Origin of the sequence: Halobacillus trueperi (genome assembly GCF_003386945.1) — a bacterium.
In the GTDB taxonomy this organism is placed as follows: domain Bacteria; phylum Bacillota; class Bacilli; order Bacillales; family Halobacillaceae; genus Halobacillus; species Halobacillus aidingensis.
The window spans coordinates 43,057-55,269 of the sequence record NZ_QUAE01000021.1; the positions used below are offsets into that span (position 1 = coordinate 43,057).

General features: G+C 42.9%; 11 protein-coding genes. 10 read left to right on the plus strand and 1 reads right to left on the minus strand.

The window, feature by feature from the left end; all coding sequences use genetic code 11:
• Nucleotides 1–515 precede the first annotated feature (515 nt).
• The 10 genes from DYE48_RS17680 (at nucleotide 516) to DYE48_RS17725 (ending at nucleotide 11,872) form a co-directional block, all read left to right on the plus strand.
• A complete protein-coding gene (locus DYE48_RS17680; RefSeq protein ID WP_115824754.1) occupies nucleotides 516–2,105 on the plus strand; it encodes a spore germination protein in 1,590 nt (529 codons plus the stop codon).
• Nucleotides 2,032–3,195 carry a GerAB/ArcD/ProY family transporter gene (locus tag DYE48_RS17685; protein WP_115824746.1) on the plus strand — a complete coding sequence of 388 codons (1,164 nt, stop codon included), beginning with the start codon at nucleotides 2,032–2,034 and terminating at the stop codon, nucleotides 3,193–3,195. The genes DYE48_RS17680 and DYE48_RS17685 overlap by 74 nt, the downstream gene beginning before the upstream one ends.
• Complete coding sequence (locus tag DYE48_RS17690; RefSeq protein WP_115824747.1) at nucleotides 3,192–4,313, plus strand: Ger(x)C family spore germination protein; 1,122 nt, start codon at nucleotides 3,192–3,194, stop codon at nucleotides 4,311–4,313. Before DYE48_RS17685 ends, DYE48_RS17690 begins: the two co-directional genes overlap by 4 nt.
• An 82-nt stretch (nucleotides 4,314–4,395) precedes the next feature.
• On the plus strand, nucleotides 4,396–4,893 hold the full coding sequence (locus tag DYE48_RS17695) for a hypothetical protein (RefSeq protein ID WP_147299295.1): 498 nt from the start codon (nucleotides 4,396–4,398) through the stop codon (nucleotides 4,891–4,893).
• 157 nt (nucleotides 4,894–5,050) lie between these two features.
• On the plus strand, nucleotides 5,051–5,662 hold the full coding sequence (gene safA, locus DYE48_RS17700) for a SafA/ExsA family spore coat assembly protein (protein ID WP_115824755.1): 612 nt from the start codon (nucleotides 5,051–5,053) through the stop codon (nucleotides 5,660–5,662).
• Between the two features lie 127 nt (nucleotides 5,663–5,789).
• On the plus strand, nucleotides 5,790–6,746 hold the full coding sequence (locus DYE48_RS17705) for an ABC transporter substrate-binding protein (RefSeq protein WP_115824749.1): 957 nt from the start codon (nucleotides 5,790–5,792) through the stop codon (nucleotides 6,744–6,746).
• 149 nt (nucleotides 6,747–6,895) lie between these two features.
• Nucleotides 6,896–7,873 carry a FecCD family ABC transporter permease gene (locus DYE48_RS17710; RefSeq protein ID WP_115824756.1) on the plus strand — a complete coding sequence of 326 codons (978 nt, stop codon included), beginning with the start codon at nucleotides 6,896–6,898 and terminating at the stop codon, nucleotides 7,871–7,873.
• Nucleotides 7,870–8,862, plus strand: a complete 993-nt coding sequence (locus tag DYE48_RS17715) for a FecCD family ABC transporter permease (protein WP_115824750.1) — start codon at nucleotides 7,870–7,872, stop codon at nucleotides 8,860–8,862. Before DYE48_RS17710 ends, DYE48_RS17715 begins: the two co-directional genes overlap by 4 nt.
• 269 nt (nucleotides 8,863–9,131) lie before the next feature.
• Nucleotides 9,132–10,319: a NupC/NupG family nucleoside CNT transporter gene (locus DYE48_RS17720; RefSeq protein WP_115824751.1), complete on the plus strand. Its 1,188-nt coding sequence runs from the start codon at nucleotides 9,132–9,134 to the stop codon at nucleotides 10,317–10,319.
• 128 nt (nucleotides 10,320–10,447) lie between these two features.
• A complete protein-coding gene (locus DYE48_RS17725; RefSeq protein ID WP_115824752.1) occupies nucleotides 10,448–11,872 on the plus strand; it encodes an aldehyde dehydrogenase family protein in 1,425 nt (474 codons plus the stop codon).
• A gap of 144 nt (nucleotides 11,873–12,016) precedes the next feature.
• Here DYE48_RS17725 and DYE48_RS21295 read toward each other — a convergent pair.
• Nucleotides 12,017–12,213, minus strand: a 197-nt coding sequence (locus DYE48_RS21295) for a hypothetical protein (RefSeq protein ID WP_208639669.1), incomplete at its 5' end; no start/stop codon positions are given.

The window sequence follows — 12,213 nt, forward strand, 5'->3', positions numbered from 1 at the left end:
CCATGCACTTTTTTCCCGCAGGAGTCTCGCCATTCCCCTCCGCCCCTTTACCATGTGTAGTCTCTCGAAACCACTTCTCAGAATCTCTGCTTGTATGCCCAAACGAAGTAGATAATTTAAAATTCCCCTTGGTCATTTCGACGGTGAAAGCTTGATGTAAGCGCTTTTTACCAGTTTCTGATTGGGGAGTAAGACGTCCCATCATGAGAGAGGGGTTCGTTTCTCCATGCATTGAATGGGGTGGTTGGGAAGCTGCGAGACTCCCGTGGGAATGGATTGGCTGGCGAGACCCCGCAGAGCGAAGCTCGAGGAGGCTTGCCGTCATCCCCACAGGAAAGCGAGTTGCTTCCCAACCACCCCGGACTCCCATTTTGGCAAACGAAGCCCGGAAACATCTCGAAAATGAGTCTTCATGAATAGGGAGCATTAGAGGAAGAGGGATTTTAGGGGAGGAATAGGATTTGGTTGGTATATTCCTTTTTATCCGTGGCAAATTAAGGTTAGGTGATGCAAATATGGGAATCTTTACGCGATTCTTCAGGAATAACCGTGACAAATTAGCAGACCGTCATATGTCTGAACCTTCAAATGAGAAAGAAAGACCGAGCTCAAAGAAACTGTCAGAAAACGTGAAATATATTTTAGATGCTTTTCATCAATCTAATGATTTGAAGATCCGCGTATTGAAAAAAGGTGATGCGGCTCTTTTATATTTTGAATCCTTAGCTGAACACGAAAAAATCCACGAGAAAATTTTTGCACCCATCGAAATGGGACACACAGAAGACGTTTTCCATCTTCCTAATGCAAAACAGACGAAGGACTTAGAAGAAGTTGTTCGTACACTTTTACGTGGACATGCCATTTATATGGAAGAAGGAAAAAAAGAAATTTCACAGTTCAGTGTGACTTCTTCATTTGGAAGGACGCCAGAGGAACCACAAAACGAGAGAGTAGTCCGCGGGGCTCACGATGGATTTGTCGAAAACATGATGACAAACATTAATCTTGTCCGAAAAAGAGTGGAGCATAGGGACTTAACAATAAAGTATTTTAAATTAGGTAAGAAAACGAACACGAATGTAGCTGTTGTTTACATGGATGGAATTGCTGATCCTGTGATTGTCCAAGAGATTGAAACAAGGTTACATTCCCTTGATTCGGATATGATTCACAGTCCAGGGCATATCGAAGAATTTATAGAAGATAAGTCGAACTCACCTTTTCCTCAGATGTTGAATACCGAGCGTCCTGATAGAGTAGCAGCGAACCTGGTGGAAGGAAGAGTAGCCATCATGGCGGAAGGAAGTCCTACCACTCTCATTGCACCAGCGACTTTTTTTATGTTTTATCAGGCTCCGGATGACTATAACATGCGCTGGTTCACAGGGACGTTTGTACGACTGATTCGTTTATTCAGTTTTATCATAGCTGTCACATTACCTGCTTTTTATATTGCTGTGGTCAGCTTTCATTTTGAGGTCATTCCGGATGAACTGGTTATTCCTGTTAAAGCATCGATCAATGAGATTGCCTATCCTCCGATACTGGAGGCTCTTGTGATGGTTATCATCATTGAACTGATTAGAGAAGCGGGGATTCGTCTCCCGGCGCCAATCGGGCAGACAATAGGGATCGTGGGAGGTCTCGTCATTGGTGACGCCGTAGTCCGCGCAGGGCTTGTTTCCAATTTGATGGTCATCGTTGTGGCTTTGACCGCCATTGCATCCTTTGTCGTCCCTTCCAATGAATTGAGTACAGCTCTTCGGTTGTTGACTTTTCCACTAATCCTACTCGCAGGTACGATCGGTTTTATAGGGATCGTATTTGGAATGTTGTTTATCATCATTCATTTAACCCGGCTCCAATCTTTTGGTGTCCCTTACTTTGCTCCACTTGCTCCGTTGAGTCTGGTTGATTTGAAAGATACGTTTGTCCGTTTGCCCATGTATATGATGAAGCTTAGACCAAAGGATGCTCATGCAGTTAAACCTATAGCTTTGGACCCTTCAAGGGAGTGGAAGAACCGTGATGAACAGAACCAATCAAAGCAAGGAAGCGGGGGAAATGACCAACCCTCCTCAACAGATGACACAACAAAATGAACAAAAGCTGTCGCAAAGGCAGTTTTTCTTTATCATCGTTCAAACTCAAATCGGTGTCGGTGTGCTTTCTGTTCCATATGAACTTCATAGTGTAGCCAAGCAGGATAGTTGGATATCTCTGTTATTAGGAGCAGTAGCGATTCAAGTCCTTCTTGTAGGGATCTGGTTTGTTGCAAAGAACTTCCCGCATGATACGTTGTTTACTATGAACGATAAAATGTTTACGAAATGGATAGGAAGGCCGCTTACCATCTTATATATTTTTTATTTTATCGGAGTAGGAACGTTAATCATTTTATTGTTTTCCCGGATGATCAGTATATGGGTCTTACCGAACACTCCATTGTGGGTTATGGCTCTTTTAATGGTTACGGTTTGTATGTACATGGTTGGTGGCGGGCTGCTTGTACTTGGCCGGTTATATACGATGCTCTCTTTCCTACTGATTTTTTTACTGTTCCTCATTATCTTTTCAACAAAGGAAACACATATCATGTACTTGTTTCCTATGTTAGAAACAGGTTGGGGGAAAATATTTGCTGGAATTAACAAAGCCATTTTTTCTTTTTTTGGCTTTATCGTTTCCCTTGTTATCTTTTCTAAAGTGGAAGGGACAAATAAACAAAAGTTGAAAACGATTGTGATGGCCCACTGGTTTGTTACGCTTTTCTATTTGTTGACGGTTTTTGCAAGCTTTACCTTTTTCAGCACGAGTGAACTTCCATTAGTTCCTGAACCAGTGCTATATATGTTGAAGTCATTTTCACTCCCGATCATTGCACGTATCGATTTGTTTTTCATATCGATTTGGGTCATCAATGTGGCAACATCTTTTGCTACATACCTTTATTTATCGAGTTTAGGTCTTTCCGATTTATTTAAAAGACATTCGCAAAACAAATGGATCGTTGTCGTAGGTATTTTCGTATTTTCCATAAGTATATATATTGGTTTAGATATTTCAAGAATTGAAACTTTCAACAAGGTGGTTACCTATTCTGGTTACATTTTTTCTCTCACTCTTCCGCTGATTATGGTTCCTGTCAGTTATTTGAGAAAGAAAAAAGATAAGGGGGCGGGGGCATCATGAAAAAATATTTAATAGCTGGTATAGTGAGTCTCTTGTTCCTTACTGGGTGTTGGGATGAAAGACAGTTTAAAAATGTCAAATTAGTCCTTTCTTTGGGCTTTGACCAAGGGGAAGAAGGAGAAATTATACAAACGGTCTCCATCCCTTCTGTTAGTAGAGCTTCCGAAGGGCCGGGAAGTGAAAGTCTACAAGTATTATCAACTTCAGCAAACACCCCTTTACAAGCAAGGGGGAAGATTGACCGAATGATACCGGAATCATACGATCCAGCTAAAGTGAAAGTGATTGTTTTAGGAGAAGACCTTGCGAAACGAGACATCTACCCTATCCTTGACGACATGTATCGCAATCCAAGAAGTAACTTGAATGCTTACCTTGCAGTAGTAGAAGAAGGGACGGCCCAGGATGTTATAAGTATGAATCATACTGGGGCGACAAGAATCAGTAATTATATCAGCGGGTTGTTGGAGGCCGCGGTTTCGTCCACTCATGCAACTGGTGAAAACCTTCAACTTCTCTGTGCGGAATTATTGGAACCGGGAATCGATTTTTCTATCCCGTTACTTAAAATAGAAGATGATGGAAATTTACTCACTTTCAGCGGTATGGGGTTGTTCCATGACAAAGCTTATACAGGAGAAAAAATCGGAGCAGAACAAACGACACTATATATGCTGTTGCAAGGGGAAAAGGGAAGGGTCGCCCGTCTGACTGAAAAGATTGATGATCATGGGAAAGATGAAATCCTGGATTATATCACGGTGAGTGTAGCGGAAAATGATCGAAAGATGAAAATAGAAAATAAAGACGGGGAAATTGCTGTAACCATTAATCTTGATATGAAAGTGAAAATCGTAGAATATCCTTCCGATCATTTATATGTGAAAGGAAGGATTGAGGAAATAGGCAAAAAGCTGTCCGAGAAACTTACTGATGAGTCTGTAGACATTATCAGTCAGGTCCAGGAAGCGAACAGTGATGTATTCGGGATTGGAAGAAGAGTGAAAGCTTATCATCCGGAAGTTTGGAAAGAGTTAGACTGGAGCGAAGTATATCCAGAAATATCAATTGAACCAAAGGTGAAGGTAGAAATTATCCAGCACGGGATCATTAATTAAAATTTTTTCCTCCTATGTGAAACCTTTTTGGGAGTCATCTCGTCTCTATATTAGAAACATAGAAATGACGGGGGAAAGCAGTGTGTGGAAAAGGTTTGGTGTTTTAATTTTCTTGTTGTTTATGATCAGTGCTTGTAGTAGTAAAACCCATGCGGTCCCTAGTGGATATCATTCTTACAATATGGAGAAGGTGTCTTCGGCCGTTGAACAATTGGAGTTTCAGCCAGATCTTCCTGAGTATATCCCTGTACCGATGATAAGTGTCGTTTCAGACATTTATCAGGATGAAGGTACAGAGTTGATGGACTTGAGTTTTTATACGCCGGATAATGATCTGTTGACCATTCAATTTTCCCAAGAGGAAATCGATACTCCGTGGATCGATCCGGAAGAGCTTTCCATCCTCGACAACATAGACGGATTTTATGAAGATAATCGTTTTTCCAAAAAGTTGACCTGGGAAAAAGATGGAGTAACGTATTTGATGACTTACCGCGCCAGTGTGGCGTCTGAAGAAGGTAATGAACAGAGTGTGACACGACAACAATTGGTTGAAGTGGCCCGCTCGTTTCATTCATAAAATGATTATACCTCCCCTATGGTATAGCACCCACCGACTGACCACCGGTGGGTGCGTTTTTAGTTCCTAAACTTTTCCTCTACATACATAATTTAATTAGAAAGAGCCACACTACATCTGACACTAAAAAAAGGAGTGAGAGCACTTGAAAGTATGGATGTGGTTAGGCGCTATTATTTTTGCTGCGGTGTTGTTTGTGCAAACACCTCAAATGACCCATGCAGCAACGGATACTTACACAGTTAAGAGTGGGGATACATTATGGAAGATCTCAAAAAAATACAAAATTGGTTTGAGTGAAATCATCAATGCAAACCCACAGTTCAACAATCCTGATCTCATTTATCCAGGAGACAGGGTGACGATTCCTTTGAAAGGGGACATCAAATCAGTCGAAAGCCAAGTGATTGACTTGACGAACCAAGAAAGAGCGAAAAACGGTCTTCCTGCTTTGAAGGCGAACTGGCAGTTATCACGTGTGGCCAGGTACAAGTCCAGAGATATGGCGAATAAAAATTACTTTTCCCACACATCTCCTACCTACGGATCACCATTTGATATGATGAGAGATTTCAATATTTCTTACAATCGTGCGGCAGAAAACATCGCTGCCGGTCAACGAACGCCACAGGAAGTGGTCAATGGATGGATGAACAGCCCGGGGCATAGAAAGAACATTCTAGATCCAAATTTGACACAAATCGGCGTGGGTTATGCACAAGGTGGAAGTTACGGTCACTATTGGACACAAATGTTTATTACGCAATAAATGGGAGGGCTGTCGTACTTGAAAGGTGCGGCAGTCCTTTTGTTGTGGCCTTTACAATTATTCCAAATTTGAGTATGATGAGTAGAGTGTTTGATAATGATTATCAATAACAATGGAGGTTTTACATATGAAGAAAAGTATAGTTTCGTTATTTATGCTCGTTCTTGTACTTGTTTTAAGTGCATGTGGAGGATCTTCCGAAGACCAAACTTCAGAAGATCCACAGGCTGACAGCGGTGAAACAGCGGAAGATACACGCGTCATTGAACATGAAATGGGAGAAACAGAGATTACAGGCCAGCCTGAGAAAGTCGTTGCTCTGGAGTTTTCCTTTGTTGACAACCTTGCCTCTTTAGGCGTTTCACCTGTCGGCATCGCAGACGATGATGATTCAGAACGCATCATCGAACCAATCCGTGAAAAAATCGGTGATTATACTTCTGTAGGTACGAGGAAGCAGCCTTCCTTAGAAGTGATCAGCTCCCTGCAACCTGATTTGATTATTGCAGACATGAAAAGACACAAAGATATTTATGATCAGTTGTCTGACATTGCTCCGACGATCATTCTTCCTTCTCTAGCCGCTGATTATGAAGGAATCATTTCAAGCTTTGAGACTGTATCAAAAGCGATGGGAATGGAAGAAAAAGGGGAGGAAGTACTAGAAGATCATAAGGCAAAAATGGAAGAACTTCGTGCTCAGGTACCCGAGGATGAGGAGCGTACAGTCCTTCCTGCGGTCGTAGCGGATAGTGGTTACTTTGCACATAACATGGAATCTTACACAGGTTCCCTTTTGGAATCCATTGGTTTGAAAAACGCGATCCAGAGTGGAGACGAACGTTACAACAAAATCAACTTGGAACAGGTTGTTGAATTCAATCCAGATGTGATGTTCCACATGGTAGCTGGAGATCAAACGGTCGTTGATGAATGGGAAAGCAATGATTTGTATCAGGATATTTCAGCAGTGGAAAATGGAGAAGTTCACGAAGTGGATCGTAATATGTGGTCCCGTTTCCGAGGATTAATTTCATCTGAGAAAATACTAGAGGACGCTATCAACTATTTATATGAGGAATAATTGTTTAAAGAGCGGAGGGGGGGCCCTTCGCTCTTTCCTTTTTACCAGGGGACGCTTTCCTATCGTTTGTGATATGGTGAAAAGAGTATATAGATAGGAGAATTCAAGTGCAGCATTTATCTCAGCAATCATCCGTAATTAAATATAAAATGGCCTTTATTTTTTTGTCAGGGATCTTGATCCTCATTGCGAGTTTTATTGCGAGCTTAAGTATTGGTGCTTATGCCATTCCATTTGCTGATGTATTGAAACTTTTGTTTTCCCCTGATGAAGGGAAAGCAGCCTCCATCATTCATACCATCCGTTTACCTAGAGCTCTTGTAGGAATCATTGTCGGTGCATGTTTAGCAATTGCAGGGGGCATCATGCAGGCCATCACCAACAACCCTTTAGCCTCACCTCAAGTGTTTGGTGTCAATGCAGGGGCTTCGTTAATGGTTGTCGTCGGAGTTGTCCTTTTCCCTGGGCTTGGTTCTTCAACGCTCGTATATTTCGCATTCTTAGGTGCGGCTGTCGGAGGGGCGATTGTCTATTCTCTTTCTTCAACAGGGGGCGGTATGACACCAGTAAAATTGGCTTTGGCAGGAATTACTGTCCACCTGTTTCTATCCTCTTTAATCGAAGGAATCGTCCTTTTTCATGAAACATCAACCGAAGATGTTCTTTTTTGGCTTGCCGGCGGCATCGATGGTCGTAACTGGGCTGATGTCCGGTTAATGATCCCGTGGTCACTGACTGGCATCATCGGCGCATTATTTCTAAGCAAAGGACTGACGATTCTTGGGTTAGGTGACGATGTCGCGAGAGGATTGGGACAGAAAATTGGATGGATCCGGGCATCATCGGCCATCTTAGTCATTCTATTAGCCGGTATTTCTGTAGCCGTTGCTGGTCCAATCGGTTTCATAGGTTTGATCATACCGAATATTGTACGAAAGCTCATGGGGTCCGATTATCGACTGGTACTTCCGCTGTCAGCCGTCTTTGGTGCGGCATTATTAACGATCTCTGATGTGCTGTCAAGGTTTATTTCATTTCCTGCAGAATCTCCGGTGGGTATCGTAACGGCATTACTCGGAGCCCCATTTTTCTTATATTTGGCTAGCAAGGGAGGACGAGCAGCATGAGCTTGAAAAAGATGCATCCAATGACGATTATTATTTCCCTTTCTCTACTCGTCATATTAGGAGCTTTTCTTTCGATAGGTGTCGGCGCTGTTTGGATTCCGCCTGGTTCCATATTTAACTATTTTGTTGGAGTGGATGCAGGGGGAAGTGGCTATATCATCGAGAATTTCCGATTGCCGCGAATTATTATGAGCTTGTTGGTAGGAACTGGATTGGGGATATCTGGAGCAGTATTACAAGGAATTATCCGTAACCCACTGGCTTCGCCTGATGTCATTGGAATTACAAAGGGTGCTGGATTTGCAGCGGCCGCTGTCATCATCCTCTTTCCTTCTTTGCCTGTCATCGGCCTTCCGATTGCTGCGTTCATAGGAGCGGGTCTGGTCACAACCGGCCTTTATATCTTCGCCTTTAAAAGGGGCGTACAGCCAGCGACACTTGCCCTTGTGGGTATTGCTTTAGGAGCGATTTGCCAGGCGGGAATACAGCTTTTGACGGTAAAATTCCCCTTGGAAACGAATGCAGCGCTCGTCTGGTTGACGGGTAGTTTATGGGGTAAAGATTGGACAGATGTGTGGATGCTGCTGCCTTGGATTGTGATTGTTGTTCCCATCACATTTTTCCTGGCTCCAAAACTTGATGTACTTAGTCTTGGAGACGATGTCGCAGAAGGGCTCGGAGAACCTGTCAGAAAAGCAAGGTTGTTATTATTGATCATAGCGGTGATTCTTGCAGGTGCCTCCGTAGCAGTTGTCGGTACACTCGGATTTGTCGGGTTAATTGCTCCACATATTGCCCGGCAATTGGTAGGGAACAAGCAAATCTATCTGCTGCCAGTTTCAGCGCTTACGGGAACGCTACTCTTAATGGTCGCTGACAATCTGGGCCGTGGCTTGTTTCCACCCACAGAAGTCCCAGCAGGAATTTTCACTGCTGTTATTGGAGCCCCGTACTTTTTGTTCTTATTGAGAAAAATGCAAAAGTCATAGAAAAAGAAACGCCGGTTGGCGTTTCTTTTTCTATGTGTACAAGTGTATACTCATATGACAAAATTTTATTAAGGTCCTAATAAAGAGGATAAACCCTCAGAAATAAAGGCATATTAGAGCATAGGAAGACTAGCATGTCATGATTTGTTATTTATTACATACAAATAAACCTTGCATGACGTCTGACAACCTGATAAAATCCATAGTGGAATTACTTGATGTAAGCATTTTCATAAATACTTTATTTTACAATTAGGGGAGGACTTATTGTGGGCATTCTTTTAGGTATTCTGGCTGTTGCGATTATTCTTGGAATCGCTTTTCTGATGTCTAATGATCGTAAGAACATCAACTACAAAGGTATAGCTGTCATGCTTGTCGTTCAGTTGCTGATCACGGCGTTCATGTTCAACACGACCATCGGAAAACTCATTATTGACGCGATTTCTGCTGGTTTCAATAAGTTAATTGAATTTGGTACTGTAGGTGTTGATTTCGTATTAGGTGGCGTAGAAGTAGGGGAAAACGGTGTGTTTTTCTTCAACGTTCTATTGATCATCATTTTCTTTGCAACCATTCTTTCTGTTTTGACATATCTAAAGATTTTGCCATTCATCATTAAATATCTTGGTTGGGGACTTTCGAAAATTACCGGTTTGCCGAAAGTTGAATCCTTCAACGCAGTCAACAGTATTTTCTTCGGTCAATCAGAAGCATTGATTGCCATAAAGTCACAGTTCCATAACTTGAATGACAACCGTTTGTATATTGTCAGTGCTTCTGCTATGGGATCTGTATCTGCATCCATCGTAGGTGCGTATCTTGGTATGCTACCAAGTCAATATATCCTTGTGGCTCTTCCATTAAACATGTTCAGTGCCTTGATCGTTTCATCCATCATCGCACCGGTTAAAGTTTCTAAAGAAGATGACAAAGTTGATATACAAGATGTTTCCAATGCGAAAAGTTTCTTTGAAGCCATGGGTAATGGTGCCCTTGATGGTGGTAAAATTGCTTTGATCGTTGCTTCCATGCTAATTGCCTTTATTGCATCACTTGAACTTGTGAACTGGTTGTTCGGAGCTGTATTCAACGGATTTACGCTTCAAGAGCTACTTGGTTATATCATTGCACCAATCGGTTTGCTGATGGGTATTCCAGCTGCTGAAGTCGTCGATGCTGGTGCTATCATGGGTACGAAAATCGTAACGAACGAATTCGTAGCGATGCTTGAATTCTCTAACATGCTTGACAGTGTATCTGAGAAAACAGTTGGTATTGTAACGGTCTTCCTTACAAGTTTCGCTAACTTCTCCTCTATCGGTATCATAGCTGGTACTGTTCAAGGTATTGATGCGGAAAAAGGTGGACGAGTATCTGGTTTCGGTATGAAACTTCTTATCGGTGCGACTCTAGGTTCTATGCTTTCTGCAACGATTGCAGGATTATTCCTATAAAGTGCCGAAAAGTCTGAATGGAGGGTTTCCTCTATTCAGGCTTTTTTTGTTTTTTAACATCCTTGCGGTATATCCCCGTATAAGGAAATAGAAAAAGCCGCATATTCTATTTCAAAGGAGAGAGGTTCATGGATCGTTATAAGCTCTATATTAATGGAGAATGGATAGACACCAATGATCAACTGGACGTATTGAACAAATACACACAGGAAACCTTTGCACAGGTGGCTAGAGCGTCTGAGAAAGAGGTGGATGCAGCCATTGAAGCAGCGATGCATGCCTATAAGAAGCATGCCATGTCTCCTTATGAACGCTTTGAAATATTGAAACGTGTGAGTGAACTATTGAAAGAAAACCAAGAGGACATGGCAAAAGTTATTATGATGGAAGCTGGCAAGCCGATCAAACAAGCGTTAACCGAATTGAATCGGGCAGCACAGACCTTTGAATTGGCCGCAGAAGAAGCGAAGCGGATTCATGGGGAAGGTGTTCCGGTAGAGGCAGCACCAGGGTCTGAAAACCGTATGGCTTTTACCATCAAGGTCCCAGTCGGAGTTGTCGGAGCTATCAGCCCGTTCAATTTCCCTGTTAACCTTGTCGCACATAAAATCGCACCCGCTATAGCGGCAGGGAACGCGGTGGTCTTGAAGCCTGCAAGTAAGACCCCGATTTCTGCACTGAAATTAGCCGGATTGTTCGAAGAAGCAGGACTCCCGAAAGGTTTTCTTAATGTGGTTGTTGGGTCTGGATCCACGGTGGGGAATCAAATGATGAAGGATGAACGAATCAACCTGTACACGTTTACAGGCAGTGCAGAAGTCGGGTTGAAGTTAAAACAAAATACAGGACTGAACAAACTCGTCCTGGAGCTCGGAAATAACTCACCAGTCATTATCGATAAAGAAGCGGACTTGGACGCCGCTGCAGAAAACGTAGCCGCTAAAAGTTACGCCTTTGCCGGGCAGGTTTGTATTTCTGTCCAACGATTGTATGTACACGAAGATGTACGTGAAGAATTCCAGGACAAGTTCATTCAGGCAATTGAAAAGTTGAATGTAGGCGATCCGAACGATCCAAATACCGATGTCGGTCCTATGATCAGCGAGGAAGAAGCCGAACGTGCCGAACAATGGGTGGAGGAGGCGAAGGAAGCAGGAGCCCAAGTCATCCATGGCGGCAATCGTGAGGCTGCTTTATTTCACCCTACGATTTTAACAAATGTGAAACCTGAGATGAAAGTCGTCTGTGAAGAAATATTCGCTCCCGTTGTGAGTATCATTCCATTTTCTGACCTTTCATCATGTATTGAAGAAGTGAATGAATCCCCGTATGGCCTTCAAGGTGGTATCTTCACACAAAATATCGATACCGCTTTTTATGCAGCAAAAAATGTGGAAGTCGGAGGCTTAATGGTCAACGATTCCTCCCAATATCGTGTCGACCTCATGCCTTATGGTGGTGTGAAAGATAGTGGATGGGGCAAAGAAGGCCCGAAATACACCATCGATGACATGACAGAAGAACGCTTAATCGTTCTTAACTTAAATCATTAATCATCAATAATAAATCAAAAAGAAGCGTCCATCCCCCAGGGCGCTTCTTTTCATATTCAATATATGCTTCCGATTGTGGAAGACTCAGTTTCGAGATGTTTTCGGGTTTCGTTGCCATGTTGTGAGTCAGGGGTGGCTGGGAAGCTACTCGCTTTCCTGCGGGGATGACGGCAAGTCTCCTCGAGCTTCGCTCTGCGGGGTCTCGCCAGTCAATCCATTCCCGCGGGAGTCTCGCAGCTTCCCAACCACCCCATTCGATGTAGGTGAGAAACGAACCCCTATACCAAGATGGGGCGTCTTCCACCCCAAAGCAGGATCAGACATAAAGCGCTCCAAATCAA